This is a genomic window from Candidatus Pseudomonas adelgestsugas, from assembly GCF_004124255.1.
Lineage (GTDB): Bacteria > Pseudomonadota > Gammaproteobacteria > Pseudomonadales > Pseudomonadaceae > Aquipseudomonas > Aquipseudomonas adelgestsugas.
Genome location: NZ_CP026512.1, coordinates 1,179,175 through 1,205,396 on the forward strand (window position 1 = coordinate 1,179,175; position 26,222 = coordinate 1,205,396).

Annotated in this window: 11 protein-coding genes and 2 pseudogenes; all 13 read right to left on the reverse strand. The window is 36.9% G+C overall.

The window, feature by feature from the left end; genetic code table 11:
• Positions 1-2,384: 2,384 nt before the first annotated feature.
• Entirely contained in the window at positions 2,385-4,382 is a 1,998-nt protein-coding gene (locus tag C3B55_RS03035; protein ID WP_457912673.1) for a polysaccharide biosynthesis protein, read from the reverse strand.
• A gap of 96 nt (positions 4,383-4,478) precedes the next feature.
• Complete coding sequence (locus C3B55_RS03040) at positions 4,479-5,039, reverse strand: sugar transferase (RefSeq protein ID WP_129211353.1); 561 nt, start codon at positions 5,037-5,039, stop codon at positions 4,479-4,481.
• An 827-nt stretch (positions 5,040-5,866) separates the two neighbouring features.
• A complete protein-coding gene (locus C3B55_RS03045; protein WP_129211355.1) occupies positions 5,867-6,907 on the reverse strand; it encodes an NAD-dependent epimerase/dehydratase family protein in 1,041 nt (346 codons plus the stop codon).
• A 1-nt stretch (position 6,908) separates the two neighbouring features.
• Positions 6,909-8,015 carry a DUF1972 domain-containing protein gene (locus C3B55_RS03050; protein WP_129211357.1) on the reverse strand — a complete coding sequence of 369 codons (1,107 nt, stop codon included), beginning with the start codon at positions 8,013-8,015 and terminating at the stop codon, positions 6,909-6,911.
• A complete protein-coding gene (locus C3B55_RS03055) occupies positions 8,005-9,096 on the reverse strand; it encodes a glycosyltransferase family 4 protein (RefSeq protein ID WP_129211359.1) in 1,092 nt (363 codons plus the stop codon). The genes C3B55_RS03050 and C3B55_RS03055 overlap by 11 nt, the downstream gene beginning before the upstream one ends.
• A gap of 698 nt (positions 9,097-9,794) precedes the next feature.
• Entirely contained in the window at positions 9,795-10,670 is an 876-nt protein-coding gene (locus C3B55_RS03060) for a glycosyltransferase family protein (protein WP_129211361.1), read from the reverse strand.
• Positions 10,671-14,456: 3,786 nt separating this feature from the next.
• Complete coding sequence (ihfB, locus tag C3B55_RS03065; protein ID WP_129211363.1) at positions 14,457-14,732, reverse strand: integration host factor subunit beta; 276 nt, start codon at positions 14,730-14,732, stop codon at positions 14,457-14,459.
• Between the two features lie 462 nt (positions 14,733-15,194).
• A complete protein-coding gene (gene rpsA / locus C3B55_RS03070; protein WP_129211365.1) occupies positions 15,195-16,889 on the reverse strand; it encodes a 30S ribosomal protein S1 in 1,695 nt (564 codons plus the stop codon).
• A gap of 123 nt (positions 16,890-17,012) precedes the next feature.
• A complete protein-coding gene (gene cmk, locus C3B55_RS03075) occupies positions 17,013-17,702 on the reverse strand; it encodes a (d)CMP kinase (RefSeq protein ID WP_129211367.1) in 690 nt (229 codons plus the stop codon).
• Positions 17,703-18,675: 973 nt separating this feature from the next.
• Positions 18,676-19,557 (reverse strand): annotated as a pseudogene (locus tag C3B55_RS03080) (prephenate dehydrogenase/arogenate dehydrogenase family protein); the annotation flags it as partial.
• 1,162 nt (positions 19,558-20,719) lie between these two features.
• Entirely contained in the window at positions 20,720-21,817 is a 1,098-nt protein-coding gene (pheA, locus tag C3B55_RS03085) for a chorismate mutase (RefSeq protein ID WP_129211369.1), read from the reverse strand.
• A complete protein-coding gene (gene serC / locus C3B55_RS03090; RefSeq protein WP_129211371.1) occupies positions 21,817-22,902 on the reverse strand; it encodes a 3-phosphoserine/phosphohydroxythreonine transaminase in 1,086 nt (361 codons plus the stop codon). Before serC ends, pheA begins: the two co-directional genes overlap by 1 nt.
• Positions 22,903-23,180: 278 nt before the next feature.
• Positions 23,181-25,712: pseudogene (gene gyrA / locus C3B55_RS03095) on the reverse strand (DNA gyrase subunit A); the annotation flags it as partial.
• Positions 25,713-26,222 lie beyond the last annotated feature (510 nt).

Consider the following 26,222-nt stretch of genomic DNA (forward strand, 5'->3'; position numbering starts at 1 on the left):
CTTAGTGCCGGTCTAACGCCAACAGGCAGCTCTACAACATGCTAAGAGTAAACTCAATCCAGCACTACATTTAGCTTAAATTACACGCATATCGTGAATGCTCTCCATTATTATCACAACGAATAACTAAAAATTTTCAGCTTCATTACTAATCAAAGAGCAGTACTAGCTGTATAAATTAATTAGTCTAGTCTAGCAATCAGATATGTATCGCAGCGATATGTGGCGATGACAATGTTGAACGCCATGACCTGATGTCTATTATTAATAGATATCAGCCAGTTCAAAATACATAATGCCTAGCTGTTACTAGAAAGTAATTTACGTGCGCTTGAACGATCTAATAGTGCTACTATAGCGTAATAGTATTAGCAGTAGTCTGTCTGGAAGCTATTACCTGGTTCAGGTATACTGTATCTGCTTTATTTTCTAAGTTTTATGCTGGCAAGATTCATCGCGATATACTAGTAAGTATCCTGTTGATGAAGTTTGAGTGTTAATAAAGCTTATCTTTAATAAGAATCACCAATGCTACATAAAATGCTAACAAAGTTGGATTTACCAAAGAATAATCCAAGCGCGTTACCAAGCATAACGCTTAAACGGATGATAAATATGTGCAAGATCGTTAAACTGGTTTTTTAATACCCTGTATCTTTCTAAATGTGCCTTGGCAATATACACATCGTACTACTTTTTTATAATCAGCACTCTAAGTGCTGATTACTGATTCTAAACAGTTTGTACTTTAAGCTAATAGATCTCTACAAGCAATAGGTAATACACCAGCAGATAATTTTACACATTTACTCCATATAGGCAGCGATCCAATACTCAACACAAACACATTATCAATATATATAACAAATCAATCTCAGCAAAAAAAACTTTTGGTGTTCGCTATTTTGTGCCTGACATGTTTGTATAAAGTATATGTTGTTATGGTTTATGCCGACACACTAAAAATTTATTTAGCACATTATTGCGGCATGCTCATTTAGTTTATGTGGAAGCTTAGCACGCGCTAGGTTGTAGTTTCAATTGAACGACAATAGAAGTAATAGCCAGTCAACATGCAAATCTAAGCTAGGTAATTATTTTACAATGATGCAACGCTCTATGCACTAGTATAATTATCTAATTATACTAGTGCTGCTGACTATGATGATGAGCAGAAAAGCCTCACTTTATTACAGTATAAACTGCCTCCCAAAACAGCTTTATGCATTATTCATCAAACTACAAAACTCAAATTCATTAACTTGTAATTGAGACAGCCTGCTTATGCTTTTGCTACTATGACAACATTACTGCCTTACTGGTTTACAACTGTTAATAAAGCGTTAAACCATTGATACGCAAAAAGATGTATACAAATTTTAAATTTAAAGATAAACTGATTGCGGCAGCCATGCTAACTGTTGCTACTGAACTGGTCGCGTAATAATATTGCATAATCTTATGTGGTCATGATACTAAGATGCTGAATGCGTTCATCAATAGCCACATACCTATCACCTATAGAAATAAATATACATACAACTTTATATGGTAATGGTTTGATGCCTGACTACCATGCCTTCTGAGCTGGATTTACAAAGACAACATAGCCTAACAGCAGGGTATAATTAAAGCTCAGTTTTACACAAACTAAATTAGTGTAGAGACCATTTTAATGGTCATACACAGAACCTTGCATGTTACTGGTGCTAACCAAAAACGTTAAAAAACCATATACAATAGTATATATCATAAAAATCGTACTTTAGCATTTTGTAATAATCAGGTTACAGACAAAGAAAAGACTAATCAATAATCGATTCATTGTGTAATAGTTTAAAGCCTTTATTAATTGCAATATAATCAAGATTTTTCTCTGAAAACATATTAGAAAATACCTTAAACTTTTAGTATGTGATTTACTGCACTGAACAGACGATTAATGTCGCGATAGACAATAGCTATTGTAACATTAGCGATATTAATACTGAACAGAGATCACGGCACAGTATTCTAGCGCTAGCAACGTTGAAATTAATCTTGTTGGATCATTTAACTTTGATTCTCTTGGTGATAATCAACGTTTAGATCTCTAATCTAGAGGAGAGGCAGCCGTGATAGCTACGGATATGCTTGCGAGAAAGGTAAAAGTCTAAAAATATAAATATATTGTATTGATGATACTCTTTGTAATCAGTACATAGTACACACTCTTTTTTTGAAAGGCGCCCCTTTAACTTAGGCAATATCGAGCTACAGTCAAAAAATTACATGATGAAAAATATGTTTATATGTCTCTTACGTTAGTAACGTCTAGCCTTATATAAGGCAATAAACCTAATCCAGGCCTAGATTTACCATAATTATTTTCATAACTTTTAATTTCATTGATTAAGCTGATGCTGCTGGTATATCCAATCTACAATTTCCCCATTTGGGGTATAACCACTCACTGTATCACGCAACAACTGGCGAACGCGATTAAAATCACCCTGATCCACCGCCGTAAGTAAATCCAAGAGTTTAGGTTTAAGAAGCTCCCAAGGCAGATAGTCTTCACTAGCACTCATAATCATCGGATGTTGCGTTACAACGACATTATCCCCGATAAGCAACTCCTCGTATAACTTCTCTCCAGGTCGTAATCCAGAAAATTCAATAGCAATATCCCCATCAGGATTTTTGCTGGAGCGAACACTCAATCCAGACAAGTGAATCATTTTTTCTGCCAATTCTACTATTTTTACTGGTTCACCCATATCGAGCACAAATACGTCTCCGCCCTGCCCTATTGAACCAGCCTGTATTACTAATTGAGCCGCTTCAGAAATGGTCATAAAGTAACGGGTAATTTTAGGGTGCGTAACCGTTAGAGGGCCGCCAGATTTAATCTGCTTGTAAAACAACGGGATTACTGAGCCAGAAGAGCCTAATACATTGCCAAATCTAACTATAGTGAAACGGGTTTTATTTATTCTGGAAACATTAGCGGTATCCCCAAATAACACTAGAGTAATTTTACGACTTAGTGCCTGCAATATCAATTCGGCAAGACGTTTAGTGCTACCCATCACGCTAGTTGGTCGTACAGCCTTATCAGTGGAGATCAGCACAAAATTCGCAACGCCAGCCTGAACTGCTGCTTGAGCCGCATTTAGTGTACCAAACACATTGTTTAGCACACCCTCTGCGATATTGTGCTCGACAATTGGCACGTGTTTGTAGGCAGCGGCGTGATAAACTGTATCAACCCTCCAGGCTTGCATGACATCAAGTAACTTTGCTGAATCACGCACAGACCCTAGGATAGGCAGCAAATTTACCGGTAACGATTTTCGATACACACGTTGTTCTAGCTGACATAAAATGCCATAAAGATTGAACTCGCTATGTTCAAACAAAAGTAAAGTTTTAGGCCTCAGCTCAAGGATTTGCCGGCAGAGTTCTGAGCCTATTGAACCGCCTGCCCCTGTTACAAGAACGCTCTGCCCTTTAATGCAGCGCCCAAGCAGATCAGCTTGTGCAAGTATCGAATCACGACCAAGCAGATCAGCAATGTCGATCTCCTGAATATCATCAACCTTGATCATGCGACTCGCAAAATCTATAAAACCAGGAACGCTACGAACATGTATTGAAAATCCTTCAAGAAATTCAAGAATTTCACGGCGTCTACTGCGATTAGAAGATGGAATCGCCAATAAGATTTCTTGAGCACCAGTTGTATTAATCATCCTTTGAATATGCTTAGGCTTATAAACTTGTAGGCCTGAAATGACACTGGTCGAAATAGTGTTGTCGTCATCAATGAACGCCACCGGCTGCATCAGCCGCCCCATGCGCAGTGCCGCAACCAGCTGATTACCTGCAGAACCAGCACCATAAATCGCAACACGCGGCAGACAGCCATCACTACTGATAAGCTCGGCATGCTGGACAGCATCAAACCAATCACCTACAAAGTACTGGCGCATAGTTAGACGCAGACCGCCAATCATTATTAAGCTCAACCACCAATAGTTAAAGATAATAGACTGAGGCGCAATATTTTGATGCTTGTTATACCAACAGAGCACTATCCCAAAAATCAATGCTGATAAACTGACTGCTTTAATAATGGTTATGAGCGCATCGTTACCAAAATAACGCATAATAGCGCGGTACATACCACAACAACTGAACAATGGAATTACAATCACTGGCAACAGTAAAAATAATACCAGGTGTATTCTGAAAGGGTTAATCATCTCACTGATTCCGAGACGAACTAAAAATGCTATCCATAGTGCTAAAAAAACCAGTACAGTGTCTGCTAGTACCTGTATCAGTCGTTTTTGATGGCGAGGAAGTTTTAATAGCCAAGCACGTAACTGGTTTATCATGACTCACCAACCGTTCATGCGTTATATAAAAATCTTTCTAGCTACACTATTAACACAGGTTAAAATACACTGTACAACGTAAGCTGCTATGTGGCGCTAATACAAAACACCAACTCGCTTGACTACATTAATAGTTGTCAAAATCAAAATTTTGATATCAAAAATAATGCTTATATTTTTTGCGTAATAAGCATCATAGTCAACCTTAGCCGTGATAAGTAATTTATCACGGCCACTAATTTGTGCTAACCCAGTAAGCCCTGGCCGTATACGGTGTACATTTTTCCCTGTACGTAACTCGATAAGATCGAATTGATTAAAAAGTGCAGGCCTTGGTCCAACAAGGCTCATATCACCAACAATAATACTCCATAGTTGTGGCAACTCATCAAGACTAGATTTGCGCAGAAAGTTTCCAACTGGTGTTAAATATTTAGAAGAGTTTAATAGTAAATGTGTCGCAACAATTGGGGTGCCTTCATGCATTGAACGAAACTTCGGCATCTTAAATGGCATATTATTCATACCGATACGATTAGACCAATATAGCGCAGGACCCTTAGATGTTAATTTAACTGCTATGGTAATAAGAAAAATAGGGACTACTAATATAATTAGTGCAAATAAGCTTAATATAAAATCAAAAAAACGTTTCATGCCTCACCAATCTCTCACTTAGAGCCTTTCAAGCCAATTTAAAAAACTTTATAGCAATCCTAATAAACACCTAAGATATATGAGGGCATAATCTCTTTTGTATGCAAAATGCAAGGTTGTTTAATCCAGAGCCATGACAGCACAACAGGAATAAATATGAGTAGTAAATACCACCATTACCATTTACCCTAACAACATCTATTTCTGTGAATAAGCCAGAAGCTCTAAGATAAAAAATTATTTAGACAAAAAAAACTATATGAATGACCTCCTAGTTCGTTATAATTGATCGCCAACTACTATATATTAAAAAATAATAAACACACAGAGTTACTCTATTGTCACCACAAATACCGCAAATAAATAAAAAGGCATATTATATACAGAAAGTATAGACATCTACGGTAATGCTCATTACAAACATAAAATTGTATTTTATACAGGTACGAAATTATGAATAAAAGATTCATGTATTTCTTTTTCTACACTATATTAAAGTGTAATATAAAAAACATAATGTAAGACATCAAAATCTGACAAATGCATGGCCAGATATAGTATGCAGCTCTAAAATATAAAAAATTATCTGTAAACTACATAATTTGATACGATAATGTTTACATCTCTCTATTTATAATTAGGATATAAATTATCCTAAAAGCAGACTTGGCTACTAAAACTAAATACACTTAATCTACTGAATATAACTTTTAGCTATGCCATCTTCGCGGCTCAATTGTATGGCATCACATAAAATGCATAATATATATGAGCACTTAATAAGAAAACGTCATAATTATTTAGATATAATCTGTATAATCATCCATCTATATGGGCATTTTAACTAGACTATTTATGCAACTATTTACTTTACCTGCCTGCTGTTCTTGAAAATATCTAGCAGTGACAGCAAAAGCCTCATCAACACTAACTGGAGGAGTCCAACTTAAACGCTCACGCGTATCAGTCATATCCACTTGAAGTGACCCGCACAAGCGTTGCAGAATTTTTTTCTGACCAGTCAGCAACGCTGCTGTATTTAACAAAAATTTTGGAACAGTAAAAAGGTATGGCGATGTATGTAGGGCAACCGCTAGTTTTTCTAAAATCTGCCCAATAGACAAATCATCATCATCACTTACTAAAAATACCCGATTTTTTGCAGCTGGGTGATTAATGCATACACAAATTAAATCTACTAGATTATCAATAAAAACAAGACTCCTGCGGTTATTGATAGCACGAAATGGCAGTGGTAATTTTTTATTGACGACAGAAAGCATACACTCAAAGTTTGCTTTCACGCCTGGGCCATACACCAGCACAGGCCTTATTATCACTACTTCCATAGATATCCGTCCAGCTAGTTCTAGAAGCGCTTGCTCAGCCTCATGCTTCGATCTCCCGTAATCGTCAAGAGGCATAGGTATATCAAACGATGTAAATGCTGAGCGAGCGCTAGTCTCTTCACCATTCACTTTTATTGAGCTTATAAAAATAAAACGTTTTATACCAGCAGTTGCTGCTTGCCTGGCAAGTTTAAGCGTAACGTCCACATTAACTTTACGAAAAGTTTGCAATTGGTTACGATGAATGTCATACATGACATGCGCGCAGCCAGCTGCATGTATAACTACGTTCACTCCTGACAAGAAAGACTTCCAATCAATTTCATTTATCAACGATCCAATAAGAAAATTCTGTACACCGTGCAGCGTTGGTATAATATTTTTACGCGTAATATTAACAACTGGATACTCAAGATTTATTAGAGTTCTTAGTACTGAACATCCCACAAAGCCAGTTCCACCAGTCAAAAGTATTGTTGGCTTTTTAACAACAACATGATTATTTACATCATTCAACATACTAACCTTCATTAGATAAAAGTAGCGACTTAAATAAGTTATCATATTGCGCAGATATACTATCCCAACGATAACGACGCACTGCAATCTCATGCATTTTTTTACTCAATTGTGCGCGTTCAGCTTGATTAGCGAAAAGATTTACAGCGCTGTCAATAAGTGCCTGACTAGATGAAAAAAACTTTGCACAGCCTTCAGTAGAGATACGATTAAATGAAACATCAAAAGCAATAATAGGCAGACTTAGCCACATGGCCTCCACTAAAGATGGATTAGTTCCACCTACGCTGTGGCCGTGAATATAAATGGTAGCATTACTGCGTAAAAGGTTAAGCTCGTCGCTATTGTAAATAGAATCAAGTAAATGAAGGTGCTGTTTATTTGCATACTTGTCTTGCAATACTTTTCCGTATTCACTATATTTCCAGTTTCCAACAATTATTAATGGTAAACTACTGGTATTAAATGCTTCGATAATAACATGAATATTATTCTCAGGCTCAATCCTGCATACTGAGAATGCATAAGGCTGAGCAAGTAACGGATAACGCTGTAAATCTGACTTTGATAATATACTTGTTATGGCATGATCTCCACCATATGTAATGAGTGTGCTTTCACGTCTATATTCGCTACGCACATAATCCTGAATCACTTTATTATCAGTAATAATGGCATCTGAGTATTTAACAGCTACCGCCTCTGAAAATTTCAAGAATTTTTTAGCCAAAGCAGACCACTTGGTACGCTTCCATTCATAGCCGTCAATGTTAACAACAATCTTGTTGTTAGTCAGCAGCTTCAAAAATGGTAATGCTACACAACCAGACACCCCTAATATTAGCAAAACATCATTTTTTCTATAAGCATGCAACATACTAACAATGTCATAAAAAATGCTTTGCACGCCATTAGCTTGTAACGGAAGGTAAATTAAGTTAGCATTACGGTATTTGACTAGCTGAGACGCGTACGACATAGAACTGCAATATAGTGAAATTTCATACTTTTGATCTAAATAAATAATTAATTGCTCTGATAACGTCTCCCATCCACCATATTTAGCTGGGAGACCTACCGTGCCGATAATAGCTAATTTAAAGATCATTGAATTCTGCAAGCACATTGCTTTCAAAATTATTAACTGAAAAACTAAGCGATTTAATTTTTGCAGCCTTAGATAATCGAAAACACGTATCAGGATTTTTTTGCAAAAATTCTAGTTTAGTAGAAATTTCTTTTACTCGACCTGAATCTATTAAATATCCTTCTTTATCATTAGACACCAATTCGACAGGTCCACCTACCGGTGGAACGATACAAGGGATACCAAATGAAAGCGCCTCAAGGATAGTTAGCCCGAAAGTTTCTACCCACTCCTTTGGCTTTGAAAGATTAAGCAACACACTCGCTTTTTTATAGAAAGGAATAACATCGTCACATTGTGAAGTTATAACTAGATTATCTGGCAGTTTTGTATCAGAAAAAAATCTAGCCACTTGAGCGTCACTAGCACCTAAAATTAATTGAAATGTAATCGCCTTATTATAAACCAATAAATTTGCAATACTTATGAGTTCATTAATCCCTTTGTAAGATTTTAAAGAGCAAATCATCAATATGCAAATCTTGTTACTAGGTTTAATCTTATATATATGATTTGCTGCTATACGTACCATATTTTGTGAAATTGAATTGTAAATTACACGACTTTTTATCTTGGGGAAATATTCTTCCTCAGCTAAAAAATGCGAAACAAAAATATTTTTACTGGAACACCTATCCACCATCCAACGCAAAAAAAGCTTCAATAATTTTGGATGTACTGATGTTTCATGAATATGGTAAAAAACCTTGATTTGTAAAATCTTACCAGCTAATGCTGCACCAAAAGGAAGCATTGTATTCACATAAAAAACTGTAGAAGATTTACGGTAACTAAGCAATTTAAAAAATAAAATAAACTGTGAAAGACTATAACTTAGAAGCGTAATGTACTTACTATTAAATCGTCGGTAAAAATATTGTCTTTGCACACAAGGAACAGAAGAAAGAAATCCATTTTTACCTCCACCACAAAACAACTCCACATTTATTCCTTTTTTTAAAATTGCCGCAATAACCTGCGATAATACTTTAGGGCTACCACTATAGTCATTCAGCAAATGGAAAAATATAATCTTTTTCATTACACATCCTTTGGCTACGTTGTTTAATTAGCTTTAATTGAACTAGCCGCGTAAGTTAAGTCTACTGTATATTATTTTATTCTTAAGATTACACTGTGCACTACAACATAACTCGCTTCAAAATACCTATATCTAGTACAACTGCCTTCGCGCTTCTTAGATAATTACTGCTAATCTAAATACCTTGTTTCTTAATACCTTGAAGCTAATTCAGCACTCATAAATTATGAATAATTTTAATTATTTAAATAAAAACAACATAGTTTCCAATAAATATATCATTATTAAGTATTACGCTTTTAGCGTAGTTTAAAAAGTTATTTTTTCTAATGATAACGTCGTTATAAATCAAAAAACTCATCGCTTACTTTAATTAACTTACCAAAGCATTTTAAAAAAACATTTTGTCTTAAAAACTGTACAACTAAAAGTAATGTTATTAATTGTTAAAGTAACTATAAATTATTTATTATTAATCACTAAACCTTAAAGATGTAATAATTATCACTTGAACTTCTGCATTGATGTTTTTCCTGCAAGATTTATAGAAACATCACTGCGTATTAACTCACTTTATAGCAATCAAAGTTTTTTGATTAAACTAAATTAAAAGTTAGACGATATAAATATACTTATTAAGTACAATATTATATTTTTTAAAGTTTAAGCTAAAAAATTTTAATAAATTACTTAAAACATTAAATTTTTTCTTTAAAAGAAAAAATATATAAACGAAAAAAAACAATTTTTTTGTATAAAAAACTCTTTTTTACCGAATATAAAGCTAAATAAGCTTCCATGAGATAGCGAAAGAGGTAACTTTTATGTTCAAAGATTACCCTAAAACCACGAATCATTTCCTTAAAGCGGAATATGGCCAGCTCTACGCTATTTGACGTATACTCAGAAAGATCATGTTGCAGCGCAACATCTAGCACATAGAAGTGCGCATAATAAGATTCATAGTTTATGAAAAACGCAGTATCTGTCGCATAAAATTGAAGACGCTCATCAAACATTGGGGATATTGTCTTATAACATAATTTATTAAAAATAATACCACTATTAATAGCTAGTTTATTAGCTGAAGTAACTATACCGCTATCTATTCTTGTTGCTAGACGACAAAAAAACCAGAACCGCAAACCTGGACTCACTAGTTTTTCTTTAGAATACATTTTCGGCAGCATTACACCAAATAGATTAGATGCTAATCGAGATTCAAAAATCATGGCAGCGACTACTGCATCAGTATATTTTTCACTAGAATAGTCTGTGTCATCATCTGAAATCATAAAATGCGTAGCTCCTTGCATAAATGCTATATTAGCTATGCGATTATAAATATAAGGAAGCCCGTTATTATTGCCCTCAAACCAAGTTAAGCACTGCTTAGATAAAATAGGCGAACATAAAGGTGTATTATTCCATATAAAAAACTCAACACTGATACCTTTTTTATTAAAACATACAGCATTTCTCAACAAAGTTGTAATCGCTACAGAATTTTTGTAGTGTTTTTTATAGAGCACTATCAATATTGATAGCTTACTGTGCACAGTATTTTGTATCATGTATCACCTTGACTTGGATAATATAAAATATACCTAGAAAGTAGGTAACTGTTTAATAAAAAAATCAGTTATGCCAATCATAAATACATTAGACTCAACATATAGATACTAAACAAACACAATAACCAGAGTAGATTAGCCATTTCATAATATTCAGCTTTAAATAACTAGAGTACAGTAAATTAAACTAGTGACCGCTCTATTCCGATAGCACTGAATTTCAGATGAAACAATATAGCATTCAAGAAGCCAAACAATACATCTTATTGATTAACTATATTGAATACTGAAAAGCTATATACACACTCCAAAGAAAAATATAAAAAATCAAACTAGTTACATAGCTACTATAATGCAGTAAGGAAAAATATGGCTAACATTATACTTATAATAAATATTATTACTGATATATAAGTGGTTACTATAATTAAACTAATATAATTACTGTATAGCTTAAAAAGCATAAGCCACGGACATTATTTTAATAATCGCATAAGCTAGCAAAAGGTAAAGCGTATCGTTGAAAATAAGCTCAAAAAATTTGAGCATAATAGGAATATAATTCCTATTATGCTAGTCCACTGTTTTTATAAAGTTGTAGATTTTAATCTATAACCTTATCCGATAAAAAATTGTTAATATTCAAGCTAATCCAGTTCATTAAACCTTAGGCTTAAAAGTCTAAAATTTACTATGACTTTGTTTTTATATAACGTCAAGTGTTAAACTTGAACATGGATAATAGTTCTTTATAAGAAATCAATTAATTTTTTAAGCAATTACTGAAAAGTAGCAATTATTATTTTAACAACTACTCATAAATAAAAAACATATTTAGTTAGCGTAATATATGATTTTATCTAATCTGTATATACTAAACATAGTTACATAAACAAACTTAACAATGCTTTTAACGACCCGTAACCATTAATAACAAACACTACTTTGGTAGCCTCTATGTAGTTATTACAATCAATAATACTTAAGATAAATTTATCTAAAGCTTTATCCTTTAAATTGCCCGCTAAAAATTACTTTAGATCCTTACGCATATAGCTACACGCAACATTGGTTGTTAAAAAACTACTCTACACATATAAAATAGCTTAGTTTAGATAACTAGCTAATATTAAATTCTATCATCTCTAAAAGCTTGAGATAATTTTTATGTAAGTCTGATAATGTAAATCTTAAATGTAATCCAAGTACTTTAACTTTAAAGGTTATAACTAAACATTAGATATAATATTAACTTCAATAATCTAGAACGTTTAGTTTTTTAAACTTAATTAGCTATTTTATATAAAGCAGTTTGAGATTATATTTTTTAATGAATTTAAATTCAAATTGGAATGCCGCACAAAAAATCTAATTTACTATTTTGTCCAGTAAATAGTAATTTACTGATATAATAATAATTATTATTAATACCTCAACACCAGATAAATATACTGCTCTTAAAAAACATGTATATTAATAAACTCATTACAAGTAATACGTAGTTAGTTTGATTTATAAAAACAGGACCTTTGCATCGGGCAGGTATCTTACGATAAGTAACTAATCAATGGTAAATAAATACTTAAACTTCTTAAAGAAAGAATTACTAATTTATAGACTATAGTAATTAATAAAATTAATTTATATATTTATAAATATCTTATCTTTAATATTCTTAAATTTAACTACCTTAATAAATTAGATAAATAATATAAGCCTAGCTGAATAGCCATTAATTAAAAGTTAACCATACTAAAACATGGCATGACTTCCTCATATCTAGCAGATTTTAATTAAATGTTAAACTTAAACGGCTCTATTTTATAATAAAGCAACCTGGCAAACATGCCGTAGTTATAAGCGTACTTGCAATGAATTAAATTTATATTTATTGCTATTGATTTGTAATGATCAAAAATTTTTTTACAATTTACAATTGTAACTTAATTAATTTTAATATTTAGATATTGCATACAATGTATTATTGTATGAATAAATAACTATTTTAGTTATACCAAATGTTATGTACTATTAGCATTCTTAGCAATGTCATATTAAAACGTTTTGCAGTAAAACTGCTCCAGACATCAATGACATTAACAATCTTAGTATTAACCATGATTTGCTTAATTGTCAGACTCAAGATTTCGTTATAAATTTACTAGGTAAATAGAAACAATTTCTAGTAGCATTTAAAATCCAAATAAATTTATTGCTAGTGTTGCAAGATTACATGATACTTAATACTTTACACTTAATGCACTCAATACATGCTAATATTTTCTTAAGATGTTTAAAGTAGATGGCAATATACGCTAAAATAGATCAGTTGAGGCAAATTACATTAGTGTTACTATTTAGGTAGCGTTCTTTAATGTAGCATAGACAAAACTATCTCACAGCAGCATGTTTTAAGTCTAAACATGCCGGTATTTAAAGTTTAACACTCAATATAGTAATCATAATACTACTCCAACCATTCACGGTTTGTACAATTTTTTTAATTTATCAATGTACGCTATATTTTAGTAATACCTGAATCAGGCTGACAAGTTAAACATTACTAGAAGTCATGACATATATTTAGAATGTATCTTCATTTATATCGACTAAAAATTAGCTTTAGGTTATCTCTTATTACTATCAACACTGCTGTAATATAGATAATTAATAATAACAATAATACCTCATCTTTATCTTATAAATCTACTTAGCTTTTATAAACTAAAATATTTAGCATCATAGCATTTAGCACACTAGCTACATCCATACTGCAACTAAAAGTAATTATCTTAAATATTTTTATTTAGGTAAAATAGTAGTAATAACTATACCGTTTATATTAAAATATGGCTATATCTAAAACATAAACTTCATAAGTTAGATTTCCCATATACAAATAATCAATATTTATGTAAATTATTTCCAGCACAATATACTACTAATCTAATACGTAACATTTAAGACTTGTAAAGCTAAAGCAAATATATAGATACCTTAAGGCGTCTTACTATTAAGACCAAATAAATAGTAAAATAACTATTAAAAACTTTTTAGTATATATGTATTAATATTACAAATTCAGAAATATTGAATAACTCTACGCTTACTTTTGAATTGAATTAAACTGAGCAGTGAAAGCAATGCCATTATCTTAAAATTACTGTGATTATTTTAGTTTACTGCACCTTGATAATAATACTACATTTTTACAGCAATACATTATTTATGTAGCTATAAATTTATTATCCACACTCACGCCAGCAGATACACCTAGTAAATAGTGTATACTAAATATATATTTAAAAATATTATTTAGAAATTTTAACAAATAAGACTAATATATACCAAAAACAGCTTTATTAGCAATAATAAATTAAATGCCTTACTATTACAAAACTATATTTGTACACTTCTAAATTTAAATATAAATTCTGATAAGACAGATAAATAAGAATATCAAGCACTCATTATAAATATTAACTTTATGTATTTCACACAACGCTAACTGAATAAAAATAAAGCGTTAGTATTACATATACAATGCGTAGTCTCTCTTCTTTGTAGAGTAGCTTTATTTATACTGAAAAAACATTCAAAACTTGACATATTTTAATATTAGCTAAACGTAATGCTAACGCCCAGTAACAAACTAAATAGATAGGCTCACACTCCAATAATAAACGCAACTACCACAGTGCCATGCTTATGGCACTTAAAGATAATACACCTCAAATCTATGCATAATGTGTCTACTTTCAAGCAGACTTAAACAATGCTGTGGTCTTAGTTTATCCGATCACGAAGCCTCTTGCCTGGCTTAAAGTGAGGCATAAATTTACCGCCTAAGCTGACGAATTGTCCAGTCTTTGGATTGCGACCTACATGGGGGGCGCGGTAATGTAGAGAGAAACTACCAAAACCGCGGATCTCAATTCGAGATCCAGCTGCTAAACACTGAGACATCTGTTCGAGTATAGTTTGGATAGCTAACTCTACACTTTTGTATGAAAGCAATTTTTGATTGGTAACAATGCGTTTTATTAGCTCTGATTTTGTCATATTGTTCTTTTTTATGTTTTATAAAAAATATATGTCCACATTTTAAATATTTTAACATAATTAACTAAATTCAAAGAGCTAACCTGGCAACTTATTTTCAGCATAGACAGAGTCTATGTAAATTATTCATTAAAATTTTAATTTCTGGACTCTTGTATAGAGTGAGTTAACTCTCCAGAAACCAATTCAATTATTTTGGAGTGAGAGTAAGCTGATCTACATAATACTTTACTATACACGCCATAATGTGCAGCGCTGGCTGCATTATCATATAATATGGATGGGCACATTATTATTACGTTAAATAAATTAAAATTACAAAAAACATAGAGGCTTTATAAGTAATTATTATAAATTAATAATACTGGATTACATGATGTAGTTTTAACTTGTTGCAACAACAAGTACTAGACACAAAAAAACAGTTGTAACCGCAACTGTTTTTTTTGTGTCTAACATAAATTAGTTCTGTTTTTCCATTTGTGCACGCAACAAGTCACCTAAGGTAGTTGGACCTAGAGCCATATGAGAAGTAGATGGCTTATCACGTAAACTTTGAATTGCTTCTTTTTCCTCAATCTTATCTTTTGACTTTATAGAGAGTTGAATCATGCGGCTCTTGCGATCAACGCTAATGATTTTCGCTTCTACTTCTTGGCCTTTTTTGAGAAGGTTACGGGCATCTTCAACTCGATCATGGCTAATTTCGGATGCTTTTAAGGTTGCTTCAATAGCTTCAGTGAGAAGAATAACAGCATTTTTAGCATCAACTTCTTTCACAATGCCTTTAACTATTACACCTTTATCATTTTCTTGAATGTATTCAGAGAATGGATCGCCTTCTAATTGTTTTAGACCCAAGGAGATACGCTCGCGCTCTGGATCAACCGATAAGATAACAGTGTCTAACTCATCACCTTTCTTGAAACGACGAACAGCTTCTTCGCCAATTTCGCTCCAGGAGATATCAGAAAGATGAACCAATCCGTCAACGCCGCCGTCTAAACCAATGAAAATACCGAAATCAGTAATTGATTTGATAGTACCAGAAATTTTATCGCCCTTGTTAAACTGGCTAGAGAAATTTTCCCATGGATTAGCTTTACATTGTTTGATACCCAGGGAGATACGACGACGTTCTTCATCAATATCCAAAACCATAACTTCTACTTCGTCGCCAACTTGTACAACTTTTGAAGGGTGGATATTTTTATTTGTCCAGTCCATTTCAGAAACGTGTACCAGACCTTCAACACCTTCTTTGAGCTCTGCAAAGCAGCCATAATCGGTCAAGTTAGTCACACGTGCAATTAATCGAGTACTTTCTGGGTAACGAGCTTTGATTGCGCCCCATGGATCTTCGCCTAACTGCTTAAGACCTAGAGAAACACGGTTACGCTCACGATCATACTTCAGAATCTTCACATCAATCTCATCGCCAACATTGACGATTTCAGCAGGATGTTTGATACGCTTCCAAGCCATATCAGTAATATGCAACAAGCCATCTACACCACCTAGATCAACAAATGCACCATAATCAGTGAGGTTTTTTACAATACCTTTGACCTGTTGGCCTTCTCGTATAGATTCAAGTAAAGCTTCACGCTCAGCAGAGTTTTCCGCTTCCAGGACGCTGCGACGGGATACGACAACGTTATTGCGCTTTTGGTCAAGCTTGATAACCTTAAATTCGAGCTCTTTACCTTCTAAATGCGCAGTATCGCGCACTGGACGAACGTCAACCAAAGAACCAGGCAAGAATGCACGAATGCCATTAACATCCACAGTGAAGCCACCTTTCACTTTACCGTTGATAACGCCCTTAACTACTTCTTCGGCTACGAAAGCTGCTTCAAGAACAATCCAGCATTCAGCGCGCTTGGCTTTTTCACGGGATAGCTTAGTTTCACCGAAACCATCTTCAACTGAGTCTAGAGCAACGTGAACTTCATCGCCAATATTGATAGTCAAATCGCCTGCATCATTATAGAACTGTTCTAGCGGGATCAGGGCTTCTGACTTCAGACCAGCGTGAACGGTTACCCAGTGAGCCTGGTAATCAATATCAACGATAACGCCAGTAATGATGGAGCCTGCCTGCAAGTTTAGGTTTTTTAGGCTTTCTTCAAAGAGTTCTGCAAAGCTTTCGCTCATCTTAATTCCTGTTTATAAAAGCAGATAATACACCAATCTTTAAACACCAAGATAGTGTAGTTTAGATTCAAATTAGACAAGTTACCACAGGTACTATGACTGGCCTCCCTGCAGCCTTCTTGATCACCCAACGATATCGCGAATAGCAATTTCACTCACAATCAGTTTAAGCACCTGCTCAACAGACAACGCTGTAGAATTTAGATATATCGCGTCGGCCGCCGGCTTTAGCGGAGCTATTACACGCCTTATATCACGCTCATCGCGTGCACGGATTTCATTTAGCACTCTACAAAGAATAACATCATCAACTTTTCCCTTCAACTGCAAGTAACGGCGGCGAGCCCGCTCTTCGACGCTAGCGGTTAGAAAAATCTTTAGAGGTGCTCCAGGAAATACAACGGTTCCCATATCACGACCATCAGCCACTAAACCAGGTGGCTCCTGAAATGCCCGCTGACGTTGTAGTAACACGTTACGTACGGCCGGTAACTCAGCAATACAGGAAGACCAAGAATCAATTTGATTATTACGCAGATCATCAGTAACGTCCTTACTTTCTAGTATAATACGTTGTGGACGATCTTCCATTGCTCCGACGAACCGCACATCTAAATGTGCCGCTAATAGTTTCATGCATTTTTCGTTAGCTAGGTCGACTCCATGATTGCGTGCAGCAAGTGCTAACAGGCGATATAGCGCGCCGGAATCCAGCAAACACCAACCCAGGCGTCTGGCTAGCAAGCCGGCGATTGTACCTTTGCCAGAGCCGCTTGGTCCATCAATGGTAATCACTGGCACTTTAATATTCACGATTAAGCCTTTTAGATAAAACAAATCACCGACTTAGGACACACAGTATAGAAAAGTTTAAAACAGATATAACTAAATTAGCGCAATCATATAGATATGAATTAGCTCTAACGCATGCAGAGAAGAAACCATGCTTCACGCTATGACAATCTAATCATTACTATATGATTACTACTTTCGTAATCACCTTAATTGGATTAAGGTCAATAATAATCTAATTAGGTGTCAGTGCAACCTTTAAACACAGCGCTTACAGACTACCTATCATGACCTAAATACAGTTAAACTATTAAACATGCAACTCAGCGTTGCCTGGGTATGTGCACATAGATCAGCAACTGACTCGCTAACTCTTGAGCGACTTTTCAAAAGCAATACCTGCATTTATTAGATGCAGAGTATTAATAACATCTTAATGCAATCATCGAGTTGACAATGACATGCTTTAGCAAAAAGTCCATAACCTTCAGCGATCGAAGCCATAACTAGAAAATACCAAATAAAGTTATTCCAGAACACTTCTTCTATATATTTACATTTGTAAATATATGACTAAACTCGAATAAAGCTAGTAGTTTATTCGCTACCACTGGATAAATAAAACCGCGCAATATCTACTCAGCATAATCACTAGTTAGCGCAAGCCCAGATAACTAATCGGCAGGATTGAACCTGCGTGCTAGCAATAGGCTCCAACAAAGGACCGACCTTTGAGCACTTTAACACCATAAATCATCAATAACGAACTCAATCTAGCCAGGTTTAAATCATACCGCCTATATTACAAATACATGTAAAGTAACCTGCATACCTTCGTCCTCAAGTAAACATTTACTATTTGTTATACCTAAACTAACTAATCTAATACGATTTGGCAACATGACATCTATTTGTCACCAGCCTCACCTAAATGCACTAATTTAAGCAGCTACCTAAACTAGTCAAAAGTACGCTGATTAGCTTACATATCATTTTCTATATAAGCTCTATGCACTAAGATGTTGCTAAAATACTCACGTGCCATGCGCGCACGAGTGCACACGCTCAATAGCTGGCGACCATCCCCGGTATCAACTGCGCTACGAAAGGAGTCAAGATCACCAAGAAAGGTATCCAAAGCACAAAGCACCGCTTCACGATTAGCAAGGAAGATGTCGCGCCACATCACTGGATCACTGCTAGCAATCCGCGTGAAATCACATAAACCACCAGCAGCATAATGAAACATATCAAAAATTTCATTGCGCTTAGCTAAGGAATCTACAAAGCAAAAGGCTAGCAAATGCGGTAGATGACTGGTCAGCGCTAATACTTTGTCGTGACGCTCGACTTGCATGTATTCGACATCTGCACCCAGCTCGCACCACAAGCGATCAACCACTGCCAACGCTGCTGGATCAGTTTGCTCAAGTGGCGTTAAAATTACTTTATAGTGACGGAATAATTGCTCATTAGACGCTTCGATCCCACCACGCTCAGAACCGACAATCGGATGACCAGGCACAAAACGTGCTAGCATGTCATTAAATGCAAATCTAGCCACCCTCACCACATTACTCTTGACACTACCGACATCAGTCAGGATCGCATGCCCCAGATCTATATTGGCCAATAGGCCTAGCAGCTTCTCCATCGCTAAAACAGGCACAGCAAGCTGGATCACATCAGCGCCATTGCAAGCTAATGCCAAATCTACTTCACAGCGATCAACTACGCCAAGCTTAACCGCTAACTTACGTGATTGCTGGTCTAGATCCATACCTATAACTTCATCGCATAAACCGCTTTTACGTAAACCCTTAGCGAAGGAGCCGCCAATCAATCCTAGACCGATCACCACTAGTCGACCAATCATAGGCGCAGAAGGTTGTAGTACATTGAAATCAACCATAAGCAAAACCCCAGCCAGAGCCCTCAGGAAGCAAGCTTTTCAGCCAACAGACCAATAGTAATATATAAATGGTTTGACATGCCGTAGTTGTTTGCCAAGTCATATAATTATGACTTGGCACAGCAAAACCTAGAACATAAAGACTATCGACTGAATCAAGATCAACACAAATACATTTGCTCTTGAACAAAATTGAGTTTGAGCAAAACCGACAAGAGCCCTCTTACAACCGCAACAAGCTGTCTTAGTTGAAGCTATGTGACTTATATATTTAAGGTGATCTGCATCTGTAACTACAGTACAAGGCAGCCGGTCAGGCCCAGACTATTAACATTAAGCGACTGGAAGCCGTATTTCAGCGTGTCATGGGCCACTGCCGTGGAAAATCATGATAGATTCGCTGGCACATAAAGCCATAAGCCTTGGCAAGCTTACGGATAATATTATGTACTAATAAGCTGCCAGAAAGTTGAAATTATACCTTCAGCAGATCGCTACTTGCGGCATACTTAATATGAGTCTCACTTAGCACAACTAAAAAGCACATATTCCGATACATCTTGCAAGAAGATGCTTAACGAAGCTGCGATTCAAACCACGTACTAGCTAGATTATTCAAGTTACCAAAAATCTCACTGATTTGTATGCCGATAATTTTACGCATAGCCAGCCGATCCTGCTATCGATCTTTAGTAAGAGCGATGCATGTATCAATATCAACAACCTGAGTCAGGATCCAATAGATAATAAATATGCACTCACTAAATACTACATTCAAACCTTACGCTGGGTAAATGTAGTCGACTAATTAAATAGCGTGGTTAGAGCTATTGCCTGACATCATATAGTTTAGCTTAACTAGGCAGTGATCTACCAGCAACTACCTAAAAACAAAACTATTACAATATAAGTAACACATAAGTTCGGCTAACTCTTCAAGGATCATAGCAAGAATTATTGAGTTTAAATCAACTAAATTTTCTTTACTGGGTAACTTTGTCATCTTTGATGAGTCAAGAATCAACTCATGCATTCGCTTATCTATGAGCCTGTCTAGAGCATCAGGCAAGAGTTATTGCACGCTTCACTGAGTCATCGCAAGAAAGTTATCATGTATATGAATACTTCATAAAACAGCTTTCGGATAAGAACCAAGAATCTTGAACGTTAAAGCTTCATGACTAACTTGCTCTAGCACATCTTTAACTAGTGAGTCGCGGCAGTGACCAATAAAGTCGACAAAAAACATGTACGTAGATTTACTGCTGCGCGCAAGGCGAACCTCAATTCGTGTTAAGTCAATCCTATGTTCGTAGAAAGGCACCAATAGCTTATACAATGCTTCAGGTCTATTGCTCATAGAAACGATAATTGAGGTTTTATCGTCTCCAGTAGGTGGTATTTCCTCACTGCCGATAATTAAAAAACGCGTAAAATTATCTTGGAGGTCCTCGATTTTCTCGACCATGCTAGTTAGCCTGTACGGACTCTCCACCATATCTCCGGTAATCGACGCTGAGTTCCACTCATTACTTTGAGCCAGCTTAGCTGCTTCGGCATCACTTGACCATGTCACACGTTCAACATTCGGATAGTTAGCATATAGCCACTTACTGCACTGGACCAGTGATTGGGTATGAGAGTAGACACTGGTCGTTCTATTAGTCTTTGTGTTACCACATACTAGCAGGTGATGCTGAATACGCAGATCAACTTCACCGCAGATTACCATATTACGCTCAAAAAAACTATCTAGCATATGGTCGACCAGCTCTTCAGTGGAGTTTGATATCGGAACTACGCCAAACTTTACCACACCAGCAACCACGTCGCAGAACAATTCATCAATTGCTGCTATTGGCTTGCTGATCACTGCATGACCAAAGTACTTCATCGCTGCTAATTGAGTGAAGTTACCTTCAGATCCGAGATACGCCACTTTTAATGGCTGTTCTAGCGCTAAGCACGAAGACATAATTTCACGAAATAACCATACTATCTCTTCGTTACTTAATGGGCCTTTATTGCGCTTTATCATGCGCTTAAGAACCTGGATTTCACGCTCAGGCCGATAGAATATCGGCACCTCACCTGTCGCTACAGACGCTATCTTTGCACGCGCAACTTCCTGCGCGCAAAACGCACGTTCACTGATAAGCTCTAGGACTCTATCATCTAGGCTATCAATGCGCACGCGAAAGTCTTTAATTGTTTGCTCAGACATTAGCCGTATTCTTTTTCGAACTCTGCCATGTAGGAAACTAGCGCATTAATCGCATTAATATCGATAGCGTTATAGATTGAGGCACGCATTCCACCAACCAAGCGATGACCCTTAAGATTTAGCAAGCCACGCTCATCTGCGCATGTCAAGAACAGCTCATTCAGGCGATCATCTGCCAGGCAAAACGGCACATTCATCCACGAACGATCAGGCAGGTTAATCGAGTTACTATATAGCCCACTAGCGTCAATGAAGTCATATAACATGCACTGCTTCTCTTTGTTGAGTTTACCTATTACAGCGACACCGCCCTGCTCTTTAAGCCACTCAAATACCAGGCCTGACAGGTACCAAGCAAATACTGGTGGAGTGTTATACATTGAAGAGTTATCTGCCGCAACCTTGTAGCTCAAAGTAGTTGGGCATAACAAACGTGCACAACCAAGAAGGTCTTCACGGATGATATTAACTAGCATACCGCTCGGGCCAATATTTTTCTGTGCACTAGCGTAAATCATGCCATACTTAGATACGTCAATCGGGCGCGAAAGGATATTCGAAGACATGTCGCACACCAGCGGAACATCACCAACTTCGGGCACCCAATCAAACTCTAAGCCACCGATAGTTTCATTTGCTACGTAGTGAACGTAAGCAGCATTACTCGATAATTTCCACTCGTTCTGTCTCGGAATAGCATGATAGTAATAAGGCTTAGCAGTGCCTGCTACATTAACATAACCATAACGCGAAGCTTCTTTAATGGCTTTCTGCCCCCATATACCAGTGTCAATATAATCTGCAGTACTATCTTGTGGTAGTAAATTCAGCGGTAACTGTGCGAATTGCTGACTAGCGCCTCCTTGTAAAAACAATACTTTATAGTTGGATGGGATATACAGCAAGTCACGTAGGTCCTGCTCAGCCTTAGTGGCAATAGACACAAACTCATCGCTACGATGACTCATTTCTATCACAGAGAGACCTTTTTTGTGCCAGTCGAGGAACTCATCCTGTACACGCCGCAAAACTACTTCAGGAAGTGCCGCAGGACCAGCGCAAAAGTTGTAAGCTCTATTACTCACATTTGATCTCGCTGTGATATGGTGGAGCTAGAATCATGCTGAATAACGTTTCGTCTAGAAACAGACCTATCGCATGATAAGCCAGCTCCATTATCTTCTACAGAAAACAGACAATAGAATGAATTAATTTTTATTTACTTTGCCTACATATCTACTTATTTCTGTAGTTTTCTTCGTTTTTTAGTAGTATCCAGGACTAGCCCATTAACGTTATAATTTCATGTTATAATTTTAAGCTTTCATATGTTAAACTTCCCAGTTTAATACCTTCAATATTCCGATAGCTCCTGGACGCGCTCTAGACCTACTAGTGTCTCCGTGCTAGCTAACTTAATTAACGTTACGCCCTGAGTGTTACGCCCAAGAATCGATACTTCAGCTACACGAGTACGCACCAAAGTACCCTGATCAGAAATCAGCATAATTTCTTCGCCATCGAGTACTTGCACTGCGCCGACCAAACAGCCATTACGATGATTGCTAACCATGGTAATAACGCCTTGACCACCACGTTTGTGTTCAGGGAACTCACTGATAGCGGTACGCTTGCCATAACCACGCGCAGAAGCTGTGAGAATTTGGCTGCCTTTTTCCGGGATTAGCATTGAAATCAGCTTTTGCCCTTGAGGTAGACGCATGCCGCGTACACCGCGGGCAGTACGACCCATAGCGCGAACGTCGGACTCCTTGAAGCGTGTCACCTTACCACCCTCAGAAAATAACATTACTTCACGTTCGCCATCAGTAATGGCAGCAGAAATTAATGCGTCACCTTTATCTAGCTTTATGGCTATTAGGCCAACGCTTCGCTGATGGCTAAAGGATTCTAGTGGTGTCTTCTTCACGGTACCTTTCGCGGTCGCCATAAAGATAAAGTGACTTTTAGTATACTGATCGACAGGAAGCATAGCAGTGATGCTTTCATCACCATCTAATGGCAGCAAATTAACTAGTGGACGGCCACGGGCTGCACGCGATGCTTCCGGGATTTCATAGGTTTTCAACCAGTATACTTTGCCTTTACTGGAGAACAGTAATAACGTAGTATGGCTATTAGCCACCAGCAGATGAGCAACATAGTCCTCATCCTTTATTCCTGTAGCCGACTTACCTTTACCACCACGACGCTGAGCCTGGTATGCAGCTAAAGGCTGAGTTTTGGCGTAACCGCTATTGGATATGGTCACAACACGCTCTTCTTCTTGGATCATGTCACCCATGGTGAGATCCAGACACGTATCCAGGATTTCAGTGCGGCGTATATCGCTGTATTCGGTGCGGATCACTTTAAGTTCTTCGCGAATTACCTCCATGAGGCGTATAGCACTACTGAGTATACTGGTCAGCTCGCCGATCTGGCCTATTATCTCCTTATACTCAGCCAAAACTTTTGCATGCTCTAAACTAGTCAAGCGGTGCAGACGCAAGTCCAAAATTGCTTGAGCCTGTTCTGGCGACAGGAAGTACTTATCTTCACGCAAACCATATTGCGTAGCTAAAGTCTCTGGACGACATAAATAAGCGCCAGTACGTTCAAACATGGCCGTGATAGCGTTAGATCCCCATGGAGTACTGATCAATGCTTCTTTAGCGTCAGAAAGCACAGATGCAGCCTTAATCAGAACAATCACCTGATTAATGTTCGACAAAGCAACTGCTTGGCCTTCTAGGATATGACCACGCTCACGTGCCTTACGCAATTCGAACATAGTTCGGCGAGTGACTACTTCGCGGCGGTGACATACGAAAGATTCTAGTAAATCCTTGAGGTTCAGGATACGTGGACACCCATCAATTAGGGCCACAACGTTAAGACCGAATACACTTTGCAGCTGTGTTTGGGCGTATAGGTTATTGAGTATAACCTCAGGTACTTCGCCACGGCGCAGCTCAATTACTACGCGCATACCATCTTTGTCAGATTCGTCACGTAACTCTGTAATACCTTCTAGCCTTTTCTCTTTAACAAGCTCAGCGATCTTCTCGATCAGACGTGCTTTATTTAACTGGTAAGGCAATTCAGTGATGACAAGCTGCTGACGACCACTAGCCTTATCGATATCCTCAATTATCGAGCGAGCTCGTATATAGATACGACCGCGACCTGTGCGGTAAGCTTCGATAATACCAGCGCGACCATTAATCATCGCAGCAGTTGGGAAGTCTGGGCCTGGAATGTATTGCATCAGTTCGTCGATGGTCAGCTCAGGATTATCAATGAGCGCTAAGCAACCATCAATGACCTCGCCAAGATTATGCGGTGGGATATTGGTAGCCATACCTACAGCAATACCACTAGAACCGTTAACCAGTAAATTAGGGATACTGGTAGGCATAACCGCCGGGATCATTTCCGTACCGTCATAGTTAGACACCCAGTCAACGGTTTCTTTATGCAAGTTAGCCAGCAGCTCATGTGCTAGCTTAGTCATACGTACTTCAGTATATCGCATAGCCGCAGCGTTGTCGCCGTCTACCGAACCAAAATTACCCTGGCCGTCTATCAGCAGGTAACGCAAAGAAAACGGCTGAGCCATCCGTACGATAGTATCGTACACCGCAGCATCACCATGAGGGTGGTACTTACCTATCACATCACCGACAATGCGGGCAGATTTTTTATACGGCTTGTTCCAATCGTTGCCCAGCTCACTCATCGCAAATAGAACACGCCTGTGCACCGGCTTTAAACCATCGCGTGCATCAGGTAGTGCTCGACCAACAATTACACTCATCGCGTAGTCTAGATAAGACTGTTTTAACTCGTCTTCTATGTTGACCGATAGAATTTCTTTGGCCAGTTTGCCCATGAGAAGTTTGATTCCTTATTCTTCGGGTGACACCTCGTCGCATCCATGATGGAATGAACAAAGCTTGCCGCTGCAAATAAAGTACTCGACAACGACTTACGACAAATCAAATGAATTATGATGCGGATTTATACGCTATTTGACACCCCCTCCCTAAAAGCAGTTATAGACACCTTCAAGTATTATCCCAATAAACTTAGCCCAGCACCTATCACCAAGAAAGGTGACAGGTAAGTTACATAGAAACTGGTTAGAAGACAGCAAGAGATGTTTAAAGTTAGGTAAATATTATATTTTAAGTGCACATTCAAGGTGTTTGTTTACTTCTAAAAAAACTAATTACTCATCAGTAAATATCCCACATGTTAATTATATTCACAATACTATTCAGTGAGAACTGACTTACCTATAAAAATTCTACATACTAGCAAGATCCTCCATACAAACACTTACGGCACATTAACTGAATGAGTTTAGCGGTGTCTAGAGGTTCAACGATGCCTTTTTCAG

Excerpts from the sequence above, each read along its gene's own strand:
- C3B55_RS03060 (WP_129211361.1), bottom strand. The coding sequence starts at position 10,670 with ATGATACAAAATACTGTGCACAGTAAGCTATCAATATTGATAGTGCTC.
- pheA (WP_129211369.1), bottom strand. The coding sequence starts at position 21,817 with ATGTCTGAGCAAACAATTAAAGACTTTCGCGTGCGCATTGATAGCCTA.
- C3B55_RS03040 (WP_129211353.1), bottom strand. The coding sequence starts at position 5,039 with ATGAAACGTTTTTTTGATTTTATATTAAGCTTATTTGCACTAATTATA.
- C3B55_RS03055 (WP_129211359.1), bottom strand. The coding sequence starts at position 9,096 with ATGAAAAAGATTATATTTTTCCATTTGCTGAATGACTATAGTGGTAGC.
- ihfB (WP_129211363.1), bottom strand. The coding sequence starts at position 14,732 with ATGACAAAATCAGAGCTAATAAAACGCATTGTTACCAATCAAAAATTG.
- C3B55_RS03035 (WP_457912673.1), bottom strand. The coding sequence starts at position 4,382 with ATGATAAACCAGTTACGTGCTTGGCTATTAAAACTTCCTCGCCATCAA.
- rpsA (WP_129211365.1), bottom strand. The coding sequence starts at position 16,889 with ATGAGCGAAAGCTTTGCAGAACTCTTTGAAGAAAGCCTAAAAAACCTA.
- C3B55_RS03045 (WP_129211355.1), bottom strand. The coding sequence starts at position 6,907 with ATGTTGAATGATGTAAATAATCATGTTGTTGTTAAAAAGCCAACAATA.
- C3B55_RS03050 (WP_129211357.1), bottom strand. The coding sequence starts at position 8,015 with ATGATCTTTAAATTAGCTATTATCGGCACGGTAGGTCTCCCAGCTAAA.